Here is a 21003-nt window from a genome sequence, read left to right on the forward strand (position 1 = left end):
CTGTAATTTACAGAGGGTGTAGGAAAATCTATTTTTTAAATTATGATGTTGTGACGATTACCACTCAGCGACGGAGCCGTCTTCGTGACGCCACAGCGGGTTACGCCAGTCTGGCGCTTGTTGGCTCATCGCAATGACCTTCTCTTCGTTGATGTCCACGCCAAGACCCGGTTTCATTAACGGTTTAAAGAAACCGCCTTCCATACTGAAATCCTCTTTGTTATTCACAAAGTCGAGCAGCTCGGCGCCTTTGTTGTAATGAATACCCATGCTTTGTTCCTGCAGCACGGCGTTGCGCGAAACAAAATCGATATGCAGACAGGCCGCCAGCGCGATCGGACCCAGCGGGCAGTGCGGTGCCAGCGCCACGTCATAGGCTTCCGCCATACCAGCAATTTTGTAGCATTCGGTGATACCACCAGCGTGAGAGAGGTCCGGCTGCAGAATGGCTATCCCACCCGCCTCCAGCACGCGTTTAAATTCAAAGCGTGAGAACATGCGCTCACCGGCAGCAATCGGAATGTGCGTCTGGGCAGCGAGTTTCGGGTAATACTCCGCCTGTTCCGCCAGCACCGGCTCTTCAATAAACAGCGGACGATACGGCTCCAGCTCTTTAATCAGCACTTTCGCCATTGGTGCGCTGACGCGACCGTGGAAGTCGAGACCAAACTCGATCTCGTTGCCAAAAGCTTCACGAATTTGTGCCACCGTACTGACGGCGGTATCCACCACTTTCGAGCTATCGATAACGCCCATCTCTTCACAGCCATTGAGTTTGAAGGTATCAAAACCAATTCCACGCAGAGTCTTAATCCCGTCGATAACCTCTGCCGGGCGATCGCCACCCACCCAGCTGTAGGCTTTGATTTTGTCGCGTACCAGCCCGCCCATTAACTGCCACACCGGCGCATTCAGCACTTTGCCTTTGATATCCCACAGCGCCTGGTCGATACCGGCAATGGCGCTCATCAGCACGGGGCCGCCGCGGTAGAATCCCGCGCGGTACATCACCTGCCAGAGGTCGTTGATACGCGCCGGATCCTTACCAATCAGATAGTCGCTAAGCTCATGCACCGCCGCTTCAACGGTACGCGCACGCCCTTCAATAACCGGTTCGCCCCAGCCAACCACCCCTTCGTCGGTTTCAATTTTCAGGAACATCCAGCGTGGGGGGAGCCGGTAGGTGGTGAGTTTGGTAATTTTCATTGCACTGCCTCTCGATACGCATTAACAAATGCCGCTGCCTGCTGCGCGGTGCGTTCAACGGACTGCCCGGCGCGATAGAGATCGCTACCCAGCCCGGCGCCCACGCAGCCTGCCTGAATCCATTGCTCAAGGTTTTCTGGCGTCACGCCGCCAACGGCAAACACCGGTACCTCAAGCGGTAATACCGCTTTCAGCGCTTTGATATATTCCGGGCCGAAGGCCGACGACGGGAAAATCTTCAGCGCCTGTGCGCCCGCATCCAGCGCATCGAAGGCTTCGGTCGCGGTGGCACACCCCGGACAGACGGTCATACCGTAGCCCACCGCACGGCGGATCACTTCCGGCTGAATATTAGGGGTCACGATAAGCTGGCACCCCATGCGGGCAAGCTCGTCGACCTGTTCAGGACGCAGAACCGTTCCGGCGCCAATCAACGCCTTATCGCCAAAGGCATCCACAATGGCTGGAATGCTTTTCTGCCACTGCGGTGAGTTAAGCGGAATTTCCACCGCATCAAATCCGGCGTCGATCACCGCAGCCACGTGGGCAAGGGCCTCATCCGGGGTGATACCGCGCATAATCGCGATGAGCGGGAGTTTAGTGTGCCACTGCATGGGTAATGCTCCTTATACCTGCCTGAAATGCGTTATCGCCGTCCACTGCCACCACCTGGGTCCCACAGGCATTGAACGCCTGCAGATAGCGCGCCGTGAGCGTGCTTCCGGCAACGAGCGTTACCGACTGACCGGCAAATTTTTTGCTCTGGCTTGCCACTTCGGCACCGATCAGCAGACCGGAAAGAAATTCGCTCACTTGCTCACGCGGCAGGGCTCCCAGCACGTGACGAGCCCGAACTTCAAACAGCTGTGGCAGAATTGCGGGAGAGGCAAGACCGCGCTCAAGCCCGGCGGCAAAGGCGCCCGGAGAAGTTTGCTGTGGAGGTAAACCGGCACCCACCAGGGAATACGTGAGCAGCAGATGGTGCAGCTCACCGGTCATCACGGTATGAAAATCATAGACTTGCTGGCTGTCCGCCTGCACCCATTTACTGTGGGTGCCGGGCATGACGTATAAGGAGGAGGCGGCCAGCGTGCGTGCGCCGAGAAGCTGTGTTTCTTCACCGCGCATGACGTTGTAGTTATCGTCCCGCTGCACGCTGAGGCCGGGAACTATCCAGATATTGTCGCCAACGGTCGTTAACTGTTCGCCAATGGCAGAAAAATGCACAGGCACAGGCAAATATGGGGCAATTTTCCAGCCCACGTTGCTGCCCACCATTCCCGCCATTACCACCGGCGTGCTGCCGTTGCGCCATCCCTCGGTGACTTCTGCTAACACCGCCTGCGGGGTTCTGCCGTTCAGCCGGGTCACCCCTGCCTCTGATTGTCGGCTTTCCAGACATGCTTCACCCTGATAAAGCCAGGCGCGAAGGTTGGTTGATCCCCAGTCAACAGCGATGTAGCGAGACGTCATGTAATTTCCTTTAACCTTCGTGTGGAGCTGGCAATCATGGTAAGTGCTGCCTGCTCTGCCGCGTCGCCGTCCTGATGCCGGATAGCATCGAACAGCGCCTTATGTTCCTGGAGCGTTTTTGGCATGTTGGCCTCGTCGCCCATCCAGGTCCGTTCAAATACCGCTCGTTGCAGCGAGCTGATAGCCACGCTTAACTGCTGCAAGACCGGGTTATGCACTGAACCCAGCACCGCCTCGTGATAGCGGATATCCGCTTCGTTAAAGGCATCACGATTTTGGTTATTGGCAATCATGTCGTTGAGCGCTGATTCAATCAGAGCCAGATCGCCGGAGTTCGCGCGCTCTGCAGCCCAACGGGCGATTGCCGGTTCCACCAGGTTACGTACTTCGCTCATTGCGCTAATCAGCCGCGGGTCGTAGTCGTTCTCCAGCACCCACTGCAGTACCTCGGTATCGAGGTAGTTCCACTGGTTACGCGGGGCGACAAATGCACCGCGATAGCGCTTCATTTCGATGAGCCTTTTCGCCATCAGGGAGCGAAATACCTCACGGATGATATTGCGTGAGGTTTCAAACTCTTCGCAGAGATCGGCTTCTGCGGGTAACGCCGAGCCGGGTACATACTTTCCGCCAACAATCTGGCGGCCCAGCGTTATCACGATGCGGTCGGTTTTATTGAGAGTCATGGAGAGTCCTTGTGCTCAGAGTGCCCATAACTACTTTACCGTGACCGGTGAAATTCACCTCATTTTTGCAGTACAAATGTGAGGTGTTCTAATCTTCTCTGGTGCTTAATGTAGTACAACACAATCATGTTGTACTACAATTTAGATCACAAAAAGAACAATCGAAGATCAAAAAAAAGCGCAGTCTGCGGTAAGCGCTGCGCTTAGGGATCGAGAAAGGGGACTTATTTCGCTGCTTCGGCCTTGTCACTGTCGCGGGCGAAGGCCGACAGACGTGGGAAATCGGCGACGGTGTAGTAGGTTTTGGGTGCGGGCAGACGCTCCATGCTGCTGCCGGGCCAGAACTGTAGTTCCGCCAGCGAGTCCAGGTCATACGTCAGCAAGCTATGGGGTAAGCTCTGCCGCCACGGCTTAGCCTGCTCGCCAGGTACCGCGGTAGGCAAACGATCGTCAGAGACATCATAATTACGCAGCAGCACCAGATATTTTTCGGGCACTCGTTTTTTACTGTCCCACCAGCGGCCATCCAGCATATCGAAGTGGAAGCGGGTGATGTTGGCTGGCTGCGCGCCAAGCTCCCTCAACGCCTTGGGCAGTGCACCGTCCATCGCCCGGTTGTATGCCGCTTCGGTTGTCGTATCTCCATGACGGATAAGGGAGACAGCAATACGTGCACCAAGTAAATTCGAGTAGAGATCTTCCGGCGAAAAGGCGGAAACTTCTTCAGAAAACCCGGGAATAGAAGCAAAACCGTACCACTGCGCAATTTCATGCCATGCCGCCAGCTGAAACGCCAGATGGGCAGAAAGCCACGCCGCCAGGGCAATGCGTTCATCTTCATCCACCGGTGGCGTAAAACCGTTGAACACCACGCGGCGTTCAGTTAGCTCATCGTCAAGCCTGAGGACGAAAGACTGGCCCAGCTTCGGCAATAGCTGGCTGAAAAGGTATACCGTCATGTCGGCGGTATCACGGATATGTGCGGTGTCGATAAATCCGCCACGCGACGTGTACATAATTCCGTTGCGCTCCCGGCCCATCCCCGCCAGGTTTGCGATCCCCGCCAACAGGCTGTCATTATAAAGATGCTTTCCGAGGTCATCGGCGGTCACGACGTTATCTAATTCATATAACGGTATCGGGATGTTCAGCACTTCCGCCTGCAGATTGTACCCAAAGGCGCAGCATGGCCGCAGCCCCTGGGGCGGGGACAACGGCGCGAGCGGCGCGCTTTGTGCAGACGCGGCAAAGAGCATTAAGCCTGCCAGCAGGCCTTTCACTACATTCAAAATGCCTCTCCAACCTGAAAGTAAAACCCGCTGCTACCTTTACCGATACCATAGTCGAGACGCACGTTCATGCGCGGTTTGAATTCAAAACGATACCCCACGCCCGCCGAAGGTAACCAGCGTCCGTTATCGAGCTCGTGAAACGAAGGCGCCATCGTGCCCGCACCGACCCAGCCGACAATACCGTGTCGCCAGCTCAGTTTCTGACGATATTCCAGCTGGCCACTGATCACATTTTTGTCGCGATAGCGGCCTTCATAGTAACCGCGCATCCGCTCATTGCTGCCAAGCAGTGGCAGCATATTCCATGGCACATCGCCCTGGGTGAAATCACCGTTCACCTCCCAGGCCAGCACGCCATTTTCGGTGATCGGATGGTAGCGGCTGTAGTGTAGCGCGTACTCATCAAACTGGGTGTCGCTTCCTGTGCCGGGGGTATAGCGGGTATAGCGAATATCCGCGGCCTGCCCGCTACGCGGGTTCGGCACAAAATCGCGGTCATCCCAGGTGAGCGCAACGCTTGCGCCGGAGCTAAACACCGACGTTCCCTGCGGCGTGCTTTCTATGCGTCGCGGATCGTCAGCATCAATGTCAGCCGCATGCTCCATCGCCACAGACCATCCCACCCCCAGATAGGCATGCTCAACCAGTTGTCGATAGACCATCGGGCGCAGGGTAAATCCCTGCGAGGTGTACTTCTGCTTTTGATTGTCGTTATCGCCGGCGGCAAACCCCTGCCCCCAGTAATATGTCGGCGTGTTATTCAGGGAACCATCAACAAAGAAACGCCAGCGATCGTCGGCGAAAAAGGCGTAATTATTAATATTAAGCCCGAAGGCACCGGTGGCACTGGCGTAACCACTGAGCGATAGCGTTGAGTTCTGGCTCACGGTATCGTCTAGATCCGGGCGATACATACCCACGATAGCGGTGCCGAGCCCAATCCCCAGTTCCGGCGTGTAAAAAGGTCCGGGCATCACGCCCCAGTCGATCCCTTTGCTCGCATCAAACTGGTTGCTGGCACCCAAAGGGGCCAGCCAGCCGTCGATTTGCTCCCGGCTTGGCAGAAGTGACTGCGCGCCGCAGGGCAACGCCAGCAATCCTGCGAAAACCAGGAGTGCGGGAGTCGTGTTACGCATCAGAAGCGGTACTCGCCCGCAACGAAGAAGCTATTACGTTCTGCAAAGCCAAACTCCGTTGTCACGTTGAAGTTACGGGTGATTTCATACTGCGCCCCCACCAGTACGTTCCATGGGGATTTAAGATGCTGTTTGACGTCGAAACGGCCATTGCCACTGCGGTTCGCCATGTCCACCATCTTCTGCAGTTCCTCTGACGGCATGGTCAGATCGTTAAGGCTGCCCTTAAATTCCTGCTGCACGTCCTGGTACATGCTCCCGACCCAGACGTTCAGCTTCCCGGCCGGCAAATGCAATGCATCCACACCAGGCGTAGTAAATCGGTAGCCAACGCGCGGCGTGAGCGTAAAGGCATCGATACTGCCGTCAAGAATATCAAAACGTGTCTGAGTATAGTTGGCATCAAGCAGGGCAAACCAGTTACCGATCCCGCCCACAAACGTAGTACCGGCGCCGTAGGTGGTGCCTTTAAAATCGAGCTGGAATTTCAGGTTTTGCAGATTGTCGGGCCTGATTTCATTCTTGCCCATTTTGATCCCAACGCCGATGTCAGAGACCGAATGCCCTTCGGTGTGACCGACCAGGCCATACACGTTCATAAACGGTAATACCCAGGCATCGAGCCTGACGGTTTCCGTTTTACTGCTTTCACGGGTATCGCCGACGTTGATTTTAAAGAGGTTATCCAGAGGTATGGACCCCAACGCCAGGCCGCTAAAGGCAATACTGTCGACAGAAATGTTCTGCCGCATATTCATGTAGTTGATGTTTACGCCGAATGGTTCGGGCAAATCGTAGCCCCGCGCTCGCGCTTCGTCGCCGTAGAACGGCAGTATCGAAGAAGATTGCGGCTGTTTGGTTTCCTCAGAGGGAGTGGTTACCGCTGTTGGGTTATCGTCCTGATAATTATAAAGAGAGGCAGGAGGTGTAGCTGGGGCCATTGCAGCCCAGGACTGAAAAGCCATACAGGGTAAGCTCACCAGTACCGTACGGATATAGTTATTCATATCTGATGAAGTGGTCTTGTGTGGCGATAAACGCCGATGAAAAGGGAGGGGGAAGGATACAGGAAATCGTTGTTTTCATTTATGAATTCAGTGCGAATTCACATAAAATAACAAAAAAATTGTGGATATTGTGGGCGTGATCATTCACATGAATTATGAATAGTGGTCCGGCAAGCAAAACCTGCCGGACGGAGTGCCGCGCTCTGTCAGGCCAGCACAAACTTCTCAATGGCGTAGGCTACGCCATCTTCGTGGTTTGATTTGGTGACAAAATTAGCCACCTCTTTCACCGATGAAATCGCGTTATCCATCGCTACGCCCACGCCGGCGTACTCAATCATCGCGATATCGTTTTCCTGATCGCCAATCGCCATAACCTCTTCCGGTTTGATCCCCAGCGCATCCGCCAGCGATTTCACGCCGGTACCTTTATTGACGCGTTTGTCGAGGATCTCGAGGAAATACGGCGCACTTTTCAGCACGGTGTATTTTTCTTTCACTTCCGCCGGGATGCGCGCAATGGCTTTATCCAGGATGGCTGGCTCATCAATCATCATCACTTTGAGGAACTGGGTCTGCGGATCCATTTTCTCAGCTTCGCAGAACACCAGCGGAATGGTCGCAACGTAGGACTCATGAACGGTGTAGTAGCTGATGTCACGGTTGGCGGTGTAGAGCGTGTTACGGTCCAGCGCGTGGAAGTGAGAGCCCACTTCACGGGACAGTTTTTCCAGATAGAGATAATCGTCATAGCTGAGGGCCGTCTGGGCGACGGTGCTGCCGTCGCTGGCTTTCTGTACCAGGGCACCGTTATAGGTAATGCAATAGTCTCCCGGCTGCTCCATGTGCAGCTCTTTCAGGTAGCTGTGCACGCCAGCGTAAGGGCGACCCGTAGTCAGCACCACGTTGACTCCACGCATGCGCGCGGCGGCAATAGCGTTTTTTACCGCAGGAGAGATGGTATGGTCCGGAAGCAATAAAGTACCGTCCATATCGATTGCAATGAGTTTGATAGCCATGAGATCCCCCGATTTAAATGAGTCTTTGCTCATGCTAACGCGATTTAGCTCAAAAAACAGCAACGGAAAGCGGGGAAAAAGGGGCCGGAATGGTGAAGAGGGATTCCTCTTTTGTCTGAAGCTATTCCCCTCACCCCGGCCCTCTCCCGTATGGGGAGAAGGTTAGGGTGAGGGGAAAAACGGCTTAGATATCGATATTCGCCGCTTTCAGGGCGTTCTCTTCGATGAAGGCACGACGCGGCTCAACCGCATCGCCCATCAGCGTGGTGAACAGCTGGTCGGCAGCAATCGCATCCTTCACGGTCACACGCAGCATGCGGCGGCTTTCCGGATCCATCGTGGTTTCCCACAGCTGCTCCGGGTTCATCTCGCCCAGACCTTTGTAACGCTGGACACCGAGACCACGACGGGACTCTTTCACCAGCCAGTCGAGAGCAGACTCGAAGCTGGTAACCGGCTGACGACGCTCGCCACGTTCGATGAACGCGTCATCTTCGATAAGCCCGCGCAGTTTTTCACCGAGCGTACAGATACGACGATATTCCGCACCGGTCACGAATTCGTGATCCAGCGGGTAGTCGGTATCCACACCGTGGGTACGCACGCGGATAACCGGCTCGAACAGCTGCAGTTCAGCGTTTTCACGAACGGTGAAGTTCCACAGGCTGCCGTGCGCTTCGTTTTCGTTAAGCACCGTGGTCAGCTGAGTCACCCAGCCGGTAACCGTCGCTTCATTACCGAGGTCAGCTTCAGTAAGCGTTGGTTGATACACCAGCTCTTTCAGCAGCGTTTTCGGATAGCGACGCTCCATGCGGCCAATCATTTTCTGTGTCGCGTTGAACTCGGATACCAGTTTCTCCAGCGCTTCGCCAGACAGCGCCGGGGCGCTGGCGTTGGTGTGCAGGGTGGCACCATCAAGCGCGATAGAGATGAGGTACTGATCCATCGCCTCGTCGTCCTTGATGTACTGCTCCTGCTTACCTTTTTTCACTTTATACAGCGGCGGCTGAGCAATGTAGACATGGCCACGCTCAACGATTTCCGGCATCTGACGATAGAAGAAGGTCAACAGCAGCGTACGGATGTGCGAGCCGTCGACGTCCGCATCGGTCATGATGATGATGCTGTGATAGCGCAGTTTGTCCGGGTTGTACTCGTCGCGACCAATGCCACAGCCGAGCGCAGTGATCAGGGTTGCCACTTCCTGAGAAGAGAGCATCTTGTCGAAGCGCGCCTTCTCAACGTTGAGGATTTTACCCTTCAGCGGCAGGATAGCCTGGTTCTTACGGTTACGGCCCTGCTTCGCAGAACCGCCCGCGGAGTCCCCTTCCACCAGGTACAGTTCGGACAGCGCCGGGTCGCGCTCCTGGCAATCTGCCAGTTTGCCCGGCAGACCAGCGAGATCCAGTGCGCCTTTACGACGGGTCATTTCACGGGCTTTACGCGCCGCTTCACGGGCACGCGCCGCATCGATAATTTTGCCAACGACGATTTTCGCGTCAGACGGATTTTCCAGCAGGTACTCGCTCAGCAGTTCGTTCATCTGCTGCTCTACCGCCGATTTCACTTCCGATGAAACCAGTTTGTCTTTGGTCTGGGAAGAGAACTTCGGATCCGGCACCTTCACGGAAACGACGGCAATCAGGCCTTCACGGGCATCGTCACCGGTGGCGCTGACTTTCGCTTTTTTGCTGTAGCCTTCTTTATCCATGTAGGCATTCAGGGTACGGGTCATCGCCGCACGGAAGCCTGCAAGGTGAGTACCACCATCGCGCTGCGGAATGTTGTTGGTGAAGCAGTAGATGTTTTCCTGGAAACCGTCGTTCCACTGCAGCGCTACTTCTACGCCAATACCGTCTTTTTCGGTGGAGAAGTAGAAGATATTCGGGTGGATCGGCGTCTTGTTTTTGTTGAGGTACTCAACAAACGCCTTAATGCCGCCTTCGTAGTGGAAGTGGTCTTCTTTGTTGTCACGCTTGTCGCGCAGGCGAATAGAGACGCCGGAGTTCAGGAACGACAGCTCACGCAGGCGCTTAGCCAGAATTTCGTATTCAAACTCAGTGACGTTGGTGAAGGTTTCGAGACTCGGCCAGAAACGCACCATGGTACCGGTCTTTTCGGTATCGCCCGTTACGGCCAGCGGTGCCTGCGGCACGCCGTGGGTATAAATCTGGCGATGGATTTTACCTTCGCGCTGGATGACCAGCTCCAGCTTCTGCGACAGGGCGTTAACTACGGACACGCCTACGCCGTGCAGACCACCAGAAACTTTATACGAGTTATCGTCGAACTTACCGCCTGCGTGCAGAACGGTCATGATCACTTCTGCGGCAGACACGCCCTCTTCCGGGTGAATACCGGTCGGGATGCCACGACCATCATCGGTAACGGATACGGAGTTGTCCGCGTGGATAGTTACCACGATGTCTTTACAGTGACCCGCGAGCGCTTCGTCGATAGCGTTATCCACAACCTCGAATACCATGTGGTGCAGACCGGTGCCGTCATCCGTGTCGCCGATATACATACCCGGGCGCTTACGCACCGCATCCAGCCCTTTCAGGACTTTGATACTGGAGGAGTCATAAGAATTCGACATCAACGTTTCTCGCTCATTTAAACTTGGGTTAATCCGTTATTTTACCCTTTTCCACGGTGAACATCTTCGAATTTTTGTCCGACATGTCCATTACGTGTTCAGCGCTAATGGCGCTGACAAAAACCTGTGATTGCGTGGCTTTTAAACGGCTGGCAAGCAGCCCACGCCGCGCATCATCAAGTTCAGAGGCAAAATCATCTATGAGGTACAGGCAGCGTCGCCCGCTAACGCGAGTGAGGAACTCCCCCTGCGCCAGGCGCAGCGCACACATCAGGAGTTTTAACTGCCCGCGCGACAGCGTGTCTTCCACCGGTGCACCGTCGGCACGAATGCGGAAATCCGCCTTGTGCGGGCCATGCGCGGTATAGGTCAACATACGGTCGCGTTCGAAGTTTTTCTCCAGCAATTCGCCGTAATCGGTCTCTTTTTCCCAGCCGCGCTGGAAAGAGAACGAAAGAGAAAACTCCGGTAAAAACTGCTGACAGGTATCCGCCATATCTTCCGCAATCGCCGCGCTATATTCGGCGCGCCAGCGGCTGATAAGCTCTGCCAGTGGGATAAGTTCAGTATCCCACGGGCGAAGCTGGGAATAGCGGGTCACCTGACGCAGCGCAGCATTACGCTGCTTGAGCAAACGCTTCAGGTTGCTCCAGGCGGTAAAGAAACCGGCTTCGTTGTGAAAGCATCCCCAGTCAAGGAATGCTCTTCTGTATTTGGGGCCGCCGTTGAGTAAAGTAAACCCCTCCGGCGTGATGAGCTGCATTGGCATCAGCAGCGCCAGCTCCGCCACCTTATGGCCGTCGGAACCGTCGATACGAACCTTGCTGTCACCCTGTTTATCTTTGGTGAGACCGATAGCAATTTCTCGCTCAGCCCCCTGCAGGCGGCCATGCAGCACAAATGCGTCCTGCTCGTGGCGAATAACGCGACCAATCTGCAAACTGCGAAACGCCCGGCCGTGGCCGAGCGTATAGATGGCTTCCAGAACGCTGGTTTTACCGCTGCCGTTGGCGCCAACCAGAAAATTAAAGCCGGGGGATAAGGCGAGATCCGCGCTTTCAATGTTGCGAAAGTCGCGGATCAACAAGCGGGAAAGCGACATTACAGTCTCATTGGCATAACAACATAGGCAGCCGACTGCGATGCGGCATCTTCAATCTGTACGCTCGAAACAGAGTCAGTTAACAGAATGCGGACATTTTCACACTTCAACGCATTCAGGACATCCAGCACATAGCTGACGTTAAAGCCGATTTCCATTTCGGTGCCACCGTAGGTGACATCCAGCATCTCTTCCGCTTCTTCCTGTTCCGGGTTGTTAGCGGTAATTTTCAGCTGGTTTTCGCTGACGTACAGGCGCACGCCGCGGAATTTTTCATTCGACAGAATCGCTGCACGGGCGAAAGCCTGCTTCAGCAGATCGCAACCGGCTTCCAGGTGTTTATCCGGATTCTTCGGCAATACGCGGCGATAATCCGGGAAACGGCCATCAACCAGCTTCGAAGTGAAGATAAAATCGCCGACGTGTGCACGGATATTATTGCTGCCAATCTGTACGCGCAGCGGGTTTTCGCCGCCGTCGAGCATACGCATCAGCTCAATGACCCCTTTACGCGGCACGATCACCGAATGGTTCGGCAACGCTTCGCCAAGCGGCATGGAGCACACCGCCAGACGGTGACCGTCGGTCGCGACGGTGCGCAGCTCTTCGCCTTCGGTCTCAAACAGCATGCCGTTTAAGTAGTAGCGAACGTCCTGATGCGCCATCGAGAACTGCGTGGCTTCAATCAGGCGCTTCATGGTCGCCTGTGGCAGGGTGAATTCAACTTCGCTCTGCCAGTCGTCCAGGTTCGGGAAATCGGCGGCCGGCAGCGTAGAGAGCGAGAAACGGCTGCGCCCGGAGCGCACCAGCATGCGATCGCCTTCCAGCTGCAGTGCGATTTCAGCACCTTCCGGCAACCCGCGGCAGATATCAAAGAACTTGCGCGCCGGAACCGTCGTTGCGCCTGGTTCGTGCGGTTGGGTGAGCGTGACGCGTGCGACCATTTCCATCTCAAGGTCGGTACCGGTCAGCGACAGCGTACCGTCAGCGACCTGCAGCAGCAGGTTACCGAGAATAGGCAGCGTCGGGCGGCCACCTAACGGACCACTCACCTGTTGTAACGGTTTTAATAAATGTTCACGTTCTACGGTAAATTTCATAGCGTCACGAAGATAATGTTCTGATTAAATTGGAGAAATCTTCTTTGATGTCGTGGCTTTCTTCACGCAACTGTTCAATTTTACGACAGGCGTGCAGCACGGTGGTGTGGTCGCGGCCACCAAACGCATCACCGATTTCCGGCAGGCTGTGGTTGGTGAGCTCTTTTGCCAGCGCCATCGCCATCTGGCGCGGGCGGGCAACCGAACGGGAACGGCGCTTGGAGAGCAGATCCGCAACCTTAATCTTGTAATACTCAGCCACTGTCTTCTGAATGTTGTCGATAGTGACCAGTTTTTCCTGCAGCGCCAGTAGATCTCTCAGCGCTTCACGCACGAAATCAATGGTGATCGCTCGCCCGGTGAAGTTGGCGTTAGCGATGACACGGTTCAGTGCCCCTTCCAGCTCACGAACGTTGGAACGCAGGCGTTTGGCAATAAAGAACGCCACCTCACCCGGCAGACGAATGTCGTTTTCGTCGGCTTTTTTCATCAGGATGGCTACGCGGGTTTCCAGCTCCGGCGGCTCGATAGCCACCGTCAGCCCCCAGCCAAAGCGGGATTTCAGGCGATCTTCCACGCCGTTAATCTCTTTTGGATAGCGATCTGATGTCAGGATTATCTGCTGATTGCCTTCCAGCAGAGCATTAAAGGTGTGGAAGAACTCTTCCTGGGAGCGTTCTTTATTAGCAAAGAATTGAATATCGTCGATAAGCAGGGCGTCAACGGAGCGGTAGTAGCGCTTAAACTCTTCAATGGCGTTGTTTTGCAGGGCTTTTACCATGTCCTGCACAAAGCGTTCAGAGTGCATATACACCACTTTGGCATTCGGTTTGCGCGCCACGATGCCATTACCCACCGCGTGCAGCAGGTGTGTTTTACCCAAACCCGTGCCGCCGTACAGGAACAGCGGGTTATAAGCACCGCCCGGGTTATCAGCCACCTGACGGGCCGCCGCGCGCGCCAGTTGGTTCGATTTACCCTCAACGAAGTTATCAAAGGTGTGTTTAACGTTTACGTTAGAACGATAGGTTGGTTCTGCGGGTGCCGGAACATTGTCCCAGCCTGGACGCGGTGCAGGGGCTGCACGCGGCGTCTGAACCTGGGTCATTTGCGCCGGAGCGGCAACAGCCGCAGCATGCGCAGGCTCTCTGACCATCTGAGCCACAGGCTTAGTCCCAACTTCAAAACGCAGCTGTGGTACTTGCGTACCGCAAAAATCATTGAGTAAGCCATTAATATTATTAAGGTATTTATCTCTTACCCAATCAAGGACGAAACGGTTTGGCGCATACAGTGCCAGCGTGTTATCGCTCAGTTCCGCCTGCAAAGGGCGGATCCACATGCTGAATTCTGTGGCTGGTAACTCATCCTGCAGTCGGGCAAGACACTGCTGCCAAAGCGAAAGTGACACGGCGGACTCCACTCGAACAAAAAAGAAAAAATGAAACGATCATGATTGTTGGCACACGTCGGCAAGACCCTGCGCAAAAGGGTGACGTGCGAACCGCTGTGCGCGGTTTTCCCCAGTCAGGATCCAGGATCGCGATCGGGACCGCGGATCATAGCCTAAACTGAGCCAGAGATCTTCTGTTTCTCACAGATTCTTCCCGATTTATCCACAGGAACGATCCAGGCTGGATAAGTGTAATCGATCCTGGAAAGAGTGCGGCAGAATTTCGCCCACATATTGGAAAAATGACTGAGTACCGACATTTTTTTACTGATTCGATCTAACAAAGATCCTGGACGATCCTTGCGCTTTAATGGGGAGGCCGTATAATCCCCCACCCGGTGCGTCTTGCCTGTGATAAACGTCGCCGTCGCTGTGTGATTATTGTGCAAAAAGGTGCAATAATCGTTGGCTTATAAGGAAAGAGAATTGACTCCGGAGTGTACAATTATTACAATCCGGCCTCTTTAATTAGCCATGGCTCCAGCGTCGGTCGTTCGAATCTCGTTCGGGTAAACGCAAAAGTCAGTGAATTTATTCAAGTTTAGGTAGAAACCGCCATGAAACGCACTTTTCAACCGTCTGTACTGAAGCGCAACCGTTCTCACGGCTTCCGTGCTCGTATGGCTACTAAAAATGGTCGTCAGGTTCTGGCACGTCGTCGTGCTAAAGGCCGCTCTCGTCTGACCGTTTCCAAGTAATAAAAGCTAACCCCTGAGTGGTTAAGCTCGCATTTCCCAGGGAGTTACGTTTGTTAACTCCCAGTCATTTCACTTTCGTCTTCCAGCAGCCACAACGGGCTGGCACGCCGCAAATCACCATCCTCGGCCGCCTGAATTCGCTGGGGCATCCCCGCATCGGTCTTACTGTCGCCAAGAAAAACGTCAAACGCGCGCATGAACGCAATCGGATTAAACGTCTGACGCGTGAAAGCTTCCGTTTACGTCAGCATGAACTCCCCGCAATGGACTTCGTGGTGGTGGCGAAAAAAGGGGTTGCTGACCTCGATAACCGTGCTCTCTCGGAAGCGTTGGAAAAATTATGGCGCCGCCATTGCCGCCTGGCTCGCGGGTCCTGATTACCCTGATAAGGGGGTATCAGCGCCTGATAAGTCCGCTTCTCGGGCCGCATTGTCGTTTCACACCAACCTGTTCGCAATACGGAATTGAGGCATTGCGCAGGTTTGGAGTGATAAAAGGCAGTTGGTTGACAGTGAAACGCGTATTAAAATGCCACCCTTTACACCCGGGTGGAGACGATCCCGTCCCACCAGGACCATTTGATACCAGAGAACACTAACGATGGATTCGCAACGCAATCTTCTTATCATCGCTTTGTTGTTCGTGTCTTTCATGATCTGGCAGGCCTGGGAACAGGATAAAAATCCTCAACCCCAGCAGCAGACCACGCAGACAACGACCACCGCAGCGGGTAGCGCCGCCGACCAGGGCGTACCGGCCAGTGGCCAGGGGAAACTGATCACGGTTAAAACGGACGTGCTTGAGCTGACCATCAACACCAGTGGTGGTGATGTTGAGCAAGCGCTGCTTCCGGCTTACCCGAAAGAGCTGAAGTCTTCTGAACCGTTCCAGTTACTGGAAACCACGCCACAGTTTATCTATCAGGCTCAAAGCGGCCTGACCGGTCGTGATGGTCCGGACAACCCGGCGAATGGCCCGCGTCCGCTGTACAACGTCGATAAAGATGCGTATGTGCTGGCTGATGGCCAGAACGACATCGTGATCCCGCTGACGTACACCGATAAAGCAGGCAACGTCTTCACCAAAACCTTCACCCTGAAACGTGGTGAATATGCGGTGAAAGTTAGCTATGACGTGAAGAACGTGGGTGAGAAGCCGCTGGAGCTGTCTGCATTTGGTCAGCTGAAGCAATCCATCAATCTGCCTTCACATCGCGACACCGGTAGCAGCAACTTTGCGCTGCATACCTTCCGTGGCGCCGCGTACTCAACGCCTGATGCGAAGTACGAAAAATACAAATTCGACAAAATTGCCGATAACGAAAACCTGAACGTCAGCTCCAAAGGCGGTTGGGTTGCCATGCTGCAGCAGTACTTTGCAACCGCATGGGTTCCAGGTAATGATGCTTCCAGCAACTTCTACACCACCAACCTCGGTAACGGTATTGCGGCCATTGGCTACAAATCTCAGCCGACGCTGGTTCAGCCAGGCCAGAGTGCAAACCTCTCCAGCACCCTGTGGGTGGGCCCGGAAATTCAGGACAAAATGGCAGCTGTCGCGCCACACCTTGACCTGACCGTAGACTACGGCTGGCTGTGGTTCATCTCTCAGCCGCTGTTCAAACTGCTGAAGTGGATCCATAGCTTCCTGGGCAACTGGGGCTTCTCCATCATTGTTATCACCTTCATCGTTCGTGGCATCATGTACCCGCTGACCAAAGCGCAGTACACCTCCATGGCGAAGATGCGTATGCTGCAGCCGAAGATTCAGGCTATGCGTGAGCGTCTGGGCGATGACAAACAGCGTCAGAGCCAGGAAATGATGGCTCTGTACAAAGCTGAGAAAGTGAACCCACTGGGTGGCTGCTTCCCGCTTATCATCCAGATGCCTATCTTCCTTGCGCTGTACTACATGCTGATGGGCTCCGTTGAACTGCGTCATGCGCCGTTTGCCTTGTGGATCCATGACTTGTCCGCACAAGACCCGTACTACATCCTGCCGATCCTGATGGGCGTAACGATGTTCTTCATTCAGAAGATGTCGCCGACCACCGTGACCGACCCGATGCAGCAGAAGATCATGACCTTCATGCCAGTCATCTTCACGGTGTTCTTCCTGTGGTTCCCGTCAGGTCTGGTGCTGTACTATATCGTCAGCAACCTGGTAACCATCATCCAGCAGCAGCTGATTTACCGTGGTCTGGAAAAACGCGGCCTGCATAGCCGCGAAAAGAAAAAGTCCTGATCTGGTAACTTAGCGCTAAAATAAGGGCGGTCTATTGACCGCCTTTTTTATTTGTATTGAACGAGACCAACCATGAGCCATAACGACACTATCGTCGCCCAGGCAACCCCACCGGGACGCGGTGGTGTTGGCATTCTGCGTATCTCCGGCCTGAAGGCGCGCGAGGTGGCAGAAGCGGTGCTGGGAAAACTGCCAAAGCCACGCTACGCGGATTACCTGCCATTTAAAGATACCGACGGCACTCCGCTGGACCAGGGCATTGCGCTGTGGTTCCCCGGCCCGAACTCCTTTACTGGTGAAGACGTGCTGGAACTACAGGGTCACGGCGGCCCGGTTATCCTCGACCTGCTGTTAAAACGTATTCTGACTCTACCGGGCCTGCGCATTGCGAAGCCGGGTGAATTTTCCGAACGCGCCTTCCTGAACGACAAGCTCGATTTAGCCCAGGCCGAAGCGATTGCCGACCTGATTGACGCCAGCTCAGAACAGGCAGCACGATCCGCGCTGAATTCTCTGCAGGGGGCGTTCTCCAGCCGCGTGAACCACCTTGTGGAAGCACTCACTCACCTTCGTATCTATGTGGAAGCAGCGATCGACTTTCCGGATGAGGAAATTGATTTTCTCTCTGACGGCAAAATTGAAGCTCAGCTGAACACGGTCATTGCTGACCTCGATGCGGTACGCGCCGAAGCCCGCCAGGGCAGCCTGCTGCGCGAAGGGATGAAAGTGGTGATTGCCGGGCGTCCTAACGCCGGGAAATCCAGCCTACTGAACGCGCTTGCCGGACGTGAAGCCGCCATCGTGACCGATATCGCCGGTACCACCCGTGACGTGCTGCGCGAGCACATTCACATTGACGGTATGCCACTGCACATTATCGATACCGCCGGCCTGCGCGATGCCAGCGATGAAGTTGAACGCATCGGCATTGAGCGCGCCTGGCAGGAAATTGAGCAGGCCGACCGCGTACTGTTTATGGTAGATGGCACCACCACCGATGCCGTTGATCCGGCGGAGATTTGGCCCGACTTTATCGCCCGCCTGCCAAAAAATCTGCCAATTACCGTGGTACGAAACAAAGCTGACGTCACCGGTGAGACAGAAGGCCTCACCGATGTGAATGGCCACTCACTTGTGCGTCTCTCGGCGCGCACTGGCGGCGGTGTGGATGTGTTACGCAACCACCTGAAGCAGAGCATGGGCTTTGAAACCAACATGGAGGGGGGCTTCCTCGCCCGTCGTCGCCATCTCCAGGCGCTGGAAACCGCGGCTACCCATCTGCAACAAGGTAAAGCGCAGCTGTTGGGTGCCCGGGCAGGAGAGCTGCTGGCAGAAGAGCTACGTCTGGCACAGCAGAACTTAAGTGAAATCACCGGTGAATTTACCTCCGACGATCTGCTTGGGCGTATCTTCTCGAGCTTCTGTATTGGTAAGTAAAACAAAGGCGCCATCGGCGCCTTTTTGTTATTCCTCTACCAGTCGCTGCTGCTCCAGCCTTCGCGCCCGGCGGCTTGAAACCACAAATACCACAATAAAAACAAGGGCGAACAGGACGACGATGGTGGGTGCCGGTGCGCTATCGATAAAGAACGACAGCCAGACACCGCTGACGGAAACCAGTACCGAGACCAGCATTGACACCATCAGCGCCACATGAAAGCGGTTCGTCAGCAGCACCGCAATGGCACCTGGCGCAATCAGTAGCGAAATAGAGAGAATGATCCCTACGGCCTTCAGAGTTGCGACGATAGTAAGTGCTACCATACAAAGCAGACCGTAATGCAGCCAACGCGTGGCCAGGCCGCTAACCTGTGCCTGCTGTGGATCGAAGCAGTAGAGCAGAAAATCACGCCACTTCATCGCAATAATCAACGCAATCACCACAGAGATAATCGTCGTCTGCACAATATCGGACATCATAATGCCCAGCATGTCACCAAACAGGATGTGGTCGAGATGCACCTCCGGTTTCACAGCGATGTAGAGAATCAACCCGGCAGCGAACATCCCGGAAAAGACGATCCCCATGACGGTATCCTGCTTAATTCTGCTGTTATCTTTCAGATATCCCGTCGCGACTGCGCAAAATACACCAGCAACGAACGCGCCGGCTGCCAGGGGTAATCCCAGCATCCAGGCAAGCACCACCCCGGGAAACACCGCATGGCTCATAGCATCGCCCATCAGGGCCCAGCCCTTCAGCACCAGAAACACCGACAGCAGCGCGCAGGGAATAGCCACCACCAGCGAAATCAGCAGTGCATTTTGCATAAAGGCAAACTGCAGCGGCTCGAGTAATACGTTCATCATCCTTGCACCTCCAGCGCTTTACGCGCACGTCTGCGGTTAGCCAGCAGCCCGTGGGTTGGCGCAAACACAAAGGCCAGCAGGAACAGCAGCGTCTGTGCCACCACAATAATGCCGCCCGTGGCTCCATCGAGGTAATAGCTCGCCCAGGCACCGAGGAAGCTGGTAACGCTACCGATGACAACCGCAATTATCAGTAGGCGGGGGAAGCGATCCGTCAGAAGCCACGCCGTGGCCCCCGGTGTGACGACAAGACAAATCACCAGGAACGCTCCGACCGTCTGCAGCGCCGCCACTGTCGATACCGCCAACAGGGTGAAGAACAGAATTTTCAGGCGCTCGGGACGCAGGCCTATCGCCCGGGCGTGGTTCTCATCAAAGAAGGTGACCATCAGATCTTTCCATTTGAAAAACAGAACGATGATGGAGATAGTGCCGATAATCGCCAGCTGCAAAATATCCACCGGATCGATAGCCAGAATATTACCAAGGACGATGGTCTGAATGTTTACCGACGTCGGGTTGAGCGACACCATAAACAGCCCGAGGCCAAAAAATGAGGAGAAGATGAGGCCGATAATCGCATCCTCTTTTAGCCTCGTACGCTGGTTGAGAAACAGCATACTGCCCGCAGCCAGGCCACCGGAAAGGAAGGCTCCCAGCGCGAACGGCAGCCCCAGCATGTACGCCCCGGCAACCCCAGGTACGATGGAGTGTGAGAGCGCATCGCCAATCAGTGACCAGCCCTTTAGCATCAGGTAGCACGAGAGAAACGCACACAGCCCCCCCACCATCGCGGAGACCCACATGGCATTGAGCATGTACTCATAGCCGAACGGTTCAAGGATGGCGTTCACTTTAGCCCTCCGGTTCCAGCAGAAACACGATGAGAAACAAACGGCCGTTCGTCATCGGTGATGATGCGCTCTTCCGATCCGCTCAGCACCACGTGGCGCAGAACGCCGCTAAAGGCAATCTCGAGGTTTTCCGCCGTAAAGGTGGTTTCTGTCGGGCCACTTGCCAGAACAGTACCTTTCACCATGACGGTGTAGTCGCAGAACTCGGTGACAGAGCCCAGATTGTGCGTGGAGACCAGCATGGTTTTGCCTTCATCCCGCAGCTCAGCCAGCAGGCTGATGATCTTAGCTTCCGTTTTCACATCAACGCCGGTGAAAGGTTCATCGAGCAGAATGACTTCTCCCTGTTGGGCAATCGCGCGCGCCAGGAAGACGCGTTTCCTCTGCCCGCCGGAAAGCTCGCCAATCTGGCGATGACGATACTCGAGCATATCCACCCGCTCCAGCGCCTTTGAGACTATCTCGTGGTCGTGCGCTTTTGGTCGCCGCAGCATTCCCATGCGGCCATAGCGCCCCATCATCACCACGTCTTCCACCAGCACCGGGAACGACCAGTCAACCTCCTCAGCCTGCGGCACATAGGCCACCAGATTGCGGCGTAGCGCCTGGCGGGTCGACAGACCCGTTATGGATATGTCCCCACTATTGAGGCGCACAAAGCCCATGATCGCTTTAAACAGGGTGGATTTACCGGAGCCGTTCACCCCCACCAGCGCCGCAATGGAACCACCCGGCACCGTAAAACTGGCATCGCGCAGCGCCGTGTGGCCGTTACGATAAGTCACCGTGACGTTGGCAACGCTGATCCCTGAGGTTTGCGTCAT

The 21003-nt window shown here is 55.1% G+C and carries 21 protein-coding genes; 6 read left to right on the plus strand and 15 right to left on the minus strand.

Annotated elements, in window-relative coordinates; genetic code table 11:
• Positions 1–57: 57 nt before the first annotated feature.
• The 12 genes from dgoD to dnaA form a co-directional block, all read right to left on the minus strand.
• Entirely contained in the window at positions 58–1206 is a 1149-nt protein-coding gene (gene dgoD / locus C7387_RS19670; protein WP_120817317.1) for a galactonate dehydratase, read from the minus strand.
• Positions 1203–1820: a 2-dehydro-3-deoxy-6-phosphogalactonate aldolase gene (locus tag C7387_RS19675; protein WP_120817318.1), complete on the minus strand. Its 618-nt coding sequence runs from the start codon at positions 1818–1820 to the stop codon at positions 1203–1205. Before C7387_RS19675 ends, dgoD begins: the two co-directional genes overlap by 4 nt.
• Positions 1804–2679 (minus strand): 2-dehydro-3-deoxygalactonokinase, encoded by an 876-nt coding sequence (locus tag C7387_RS19680; protein WP_120817319.1) that lies wholly within the window; start codon positions 2677–2679, stop codon positions 1804–1806. The genes C7387_RS19675 and C7387_RS19680 overlap by 17 nt, the downstream gene beginning before the upstream one ends.
• The gene (dgoR, locus tag C7387_RS19685; protein WP_038253523.1) at positions 2676–3365 is read right to left on the minus strand and encodes a D-galactonate utilization transcriptional regulator DgoR; all 690 of its coding nucleotides are present in this window, start codon (positions 3363–3365) and stop codon (positions 2676–2678) included. The genes C7387_RS19680 and dgoR overlap by 4 nt, the downstream gene beginning before the upstream one ends.
• 224 nt (positions 3366–3589) lie before the next feature.
• Positions 3590–4621, minus strand: a complete 1032-nt coding sequence (locus tag C7387_RS19690) for a DUF4056 domain-containing protein (RefSeq protein WP_072009050.1) — start codon at positions 4619–4621, stop codon at positions 3590–3592.
• 29 nt (positions 4622–4650) lie between these two features.
• The gene (locus C7387_RS19695) at positions 4651–5793 is read right to left on the minus strand and encodes a BamA/TamA family outer membrane protein (protein ID WP_120817320.1); all 1143 of its coding nucleotides are present in this window, start codon (positions 5791–5793) and stop codon (positions 4651–4653) included.
• Positions 5793–6800, minus strand: a complete 1008-nt coding sequence (locus C7387_RS19700; RefSeq protein ID WP_038253518.1) for a hypothetical protein — start codon at positions 6798–6800, stop codon at positions 5793–5795. Before C7387_RS19700 ends, C7387_RS19695 begins: the two co-directional genes overlap by 1 nt.
• Before the next feature lie 206 nt (positions 6801–7006).
• The gene (gene yidA, locus C7387_RS19705) at positions 7007–7819 is read right to left on the minus strand and encodes a sugar-phosphatase (RefSeq protein WP_006817851.1); all 813 of its coding nucleotides are present in this window, start codon (positions 7817–7819) and stop codon (positions 7007–7009) included.
• A gap of 184 nt (positions 7820–8003) precedes the next feature.
• A complete protein-coding gene (gene gyrB / locus C7387_RS19710) occupies positions 8004–10418 on the minus strand; it encodes a DNA topoisomerase (ATP-hydrolyzing) subunit B (protein WP_006817852.1) in 2415 nt (804 codons plus the stop codon).
• A 28-nt stretch (positions 10419–10446) separates the two neighbouring features.
• On the minus strand, positions 10447–11520 hold the full coding sequence (gene recF / locus C7387_RS19715) for a DNA replication/repair protein RecF (RefSeq protein ID WP_006817853.1): 1074 nt from the start codon (positions 11518–11520) through the stop codon (positions 10447–10449).
• Entirely contained in the window at positions 11520–12620 is a 1101-nt protein-coding gene (gene dnaN / locus C7387_RS19720) for a DNA polymerase III subunit beta (protein WP_006817854.1), read from the minus strand. The genes recF and dnaN overlap by 1 nt, the downstream gene beginning before the upstream one ends.
• Positions 12621–12624: 4 nt before the next feature.
• Complete coding sequence (dnaA, locus tag C7387_RS19725; protein WP_038253516.1) at positions 12625–14031, minus strand: chromosomal replication initiator protein DnaA; 1407 nt, start codon at positions 14029–14031, stop codon at positions 12625–12627.
• Between the two features lie 309 nt (positions 14032–14340).
• Between dnaA and C7387_RS23420 the strand changes: the two genes are divergently transcribed.
• The 6 genes from C7387_RS23420 (at position 14341) to mnmE (ending at position 18452) form a co-directional block, all read left to right on the plus strand.
• Entirely contained in the window at positions 14341–14400 is a 60-nt protein-coding gene (locus C7387_RS23420) for a hypothetical protein (protein ID WP_420855541.1), read from the plus strand.
• Between the two features lie 230 nt (positions 14401–14630).
• Positions 14631–14771: a 50S ribosomal protein L34 gene (rpmH, locus tag C7387_RS19735; protein ID WP_003849659.1), complete on the plus strand. Its 141-nt coding sequence runs from the start codon at positions 14631–14633 to the stop codon at positions 14769–14771.
• A 17-nt stretch (positions 14772–14788) separates the two neighbouring features.
• Positions 14789–15148, plus strand: a complete 360-nt coding sequence (gene rnpA / locus C7387_RS19740) for a ribonuclease P protein component (RefSeq protein WP_006817857.1) — start codon at positions 14789–14791, stop codon at positions 15146–15148.
• Complete coding sequence (gene yidD, locus C7387_RS19745; RefSeq protein WP_071777500.1) at positions 15112–15369, plus strand: membrane protein insertion efficiency factor YidD; 258 nt, start codon at positions 15112–15114, stop codon at positions 15367–15369. The genes rnpA and yidD overlap by 37 nt, the downstream gene beginning before the upstream one ends.
• A 2-nt stretch (positions 15370–15371) precedes the next feature.
• Positions 15372–17015 (plus strand): membrane protein insertase YidC, encoded by a 1644-nt coding sequence (gene yidC / locus C7387_RS19750; protein WP_006817859.1) that lies wholly within the window; start codon positions 15372–15374, stop codon positions 17013–17015.
• 72 nt (positions 17016–17087) lie between these two features.
• Positions 17088–18452: a tRNA uridine-5-carboxymethylaminomethyl(34) synthesis GTPase MnmE gene (gene mnmE / locus C7387_RS19755; protein WP_006817860.1), complete on the plus strand. Its 1365-nt coding sequence runs from the start codon at positions 17088–17090 to the stop codon at positions 18450–18452.
• Between the two features lie 27 nt (positions 18453–18479).
• On the opposite strand, the gene sitD is transcribed toward mnmE, so the two are convergent.
• The 3 genes from sitD to C7387_RS19770 are packed head-to-tail and all read right to left on the minus strand — an operon-like array spanning position 18480 to position 21003.
• Entirely contained in the window at positions 18480–19325 is an 846-nt protein-coding gene (gene sitD / locus C7387_RS19760) for an iron/manganese ABC transporter permease subunit SitD (protein ID WP_120817321.1), read from the minus strand.
• Entirely contained in the window at positions 19322–20179 is an 858-nt protein-coding gene (gene sitC / locus C7387_RS19765) for an iron/manganese ABC transporter permease subunit SitC (RefSeq protein ID WP_120817322.1), read from the minus strand. Before sitC ends, sitD begins: the two co-directional genes overlap by 4 nt.
• Entirely contained in the window at positions 20176–21003 is an 828-nt protein-coding gene (locus C7387_RS19770; protein WP_006817863.1) for a manganese/iron ABC transporter ATP-binding protein, read from the minus strand. Before C7387_RS19770 ends, sitC begins: the two co-directional genes overlap by 4 nt.

The organism is Yokenella regensburgei (genome assembly GCF_003634235.1).
Lineage (GTDB): Bacteria > Pseudomonadota > Gammaproteobacteria > Enterobacterales > Enterobacteriaceae > Yokenella > Yokenella regensburgei.

What these genes read in the sequence shown, in the direction of transcription:
- dgoD (WP_120817317.1), bottom strand. Translation starts at nt 1,206, where the DNA reads ATGAAAATTACCAAACTCACCACCTACCGGCTCCCCCCACGCTGGATG.
- C7387_RS19675 (WP_120817318.1), bottom strand. Translation starts at nt 1,820, where the DNA reads ATGCAGTGGCACACTAAACTCCCGCTCATCGCGATTATGCGCGGTATC.
- C7387_RS19680 (WP_120817319.1), bottom strand. Translation starts at nt 2,679, where the DNA reads ATGACGTCTCGCTACATCGCTGTTGACTGGGGATCAACCAACCTTCGC.
- dgoR (WP_038253523.1), bottom strand. Translation starts at nt 3,365, where the DNA reads ATGACTCTCAATAAAACCGACCGCATCGTGATAACGCTGGGCCGCCAG.
- C7387_RS19690 (WP_072009050.1), bottom strand. Translation starts at nt 4,621, where the DNA reads ATGCTCTTTGCCGCGTCTGCACAAAGCGCGCCGCTCGCGCCGTTGTCC.
- C7387_RS19695 (WP_120817320.1), bottom strand. Translation starts at nt 5,793, where the DNA reads ATGCGTAACACGACTCCCGCACTCCTGGTTTTCGCAGGATTGCTGGCG.
- C7387_RS19700 (WP_038253518.1), bottom strand. Translation starts at nt 6,800, where the DNA reads ATGAATAACTATATCCGTACGGTACTGGTGAGCTTACCCTGTATGGCT.
- yidA (WP_006817851.1), bottom strand. Translation starts at nt 7,819, where the DNA reads ATGGCTATCAAACTCATTGCAATCGATATGGACGGTACTTTATTGCTT.
- gyrB (WP_006817852.1), bottom strand. Translation starts at nt 10,418, where the DNA reads ATGTCGAATTCTTATGACTCCTCCAGTATCAAAGTCCTGAAAGGGCTG.
- recF (WP_006817853.1), bottom strand. Translation starts at nt 11,520, where the DNA reads ATGTCGCTTTCCCGCTTGTTGATCCGCGACTTTCGCAACATTGAAAGC.
- dnaN (WP_006817854.1), bottom strand. Translation starts at nt 12,620, where the DNA reads ATGAAATTTACCGTAGAACGTGAACATTTATTAAAACCGTTACAACAG.
- rpmH (WP_003849659.1), top strand. Translation starts at nt 14,631, where the DNA reads ATGAAACGCACTTTTCAACCGTCTGTACTGAAGCGCAACCGTTCTCAC.
- yidD (WP_071777500.1), top strand. Translation starts at nt 15,112, where the DNA reads ATGGCGCCGCCATTGCCGCCTGGCTCGCGGGTCCTGATTACCCTGATA.
- yidC (WP_006817859.1), top strand. Translation starts at nt 15,372, where the DNA reads ATGGATTCGCAACGCAATCTTCTTATCATCGCTTTGTTGTTCGTGTCT.
- mnmE (WP_006817860.1), top strand. Translation starts at nt 17,088, where the DNA reads ATGAGCCATAACGACACTATCGTCGCCCAGGCAACCCCACCGGGACGC.
- sitD (WP_120817321.1), bottom strand. Translation starts at nt 19,325, where the DNA reads ATGATGAACGTATTACTCGAGCCGCTGCAGTTTGCCTTTATGCAAAAT.
- C7387_RS19770 (WP_006817863.1), bottom strand. Translation starts at nt 21,003, where the DNA reads ATGACGCAAACCTCAGGGATCAGCGTTGCCAACGTCACGGTGACTTAT.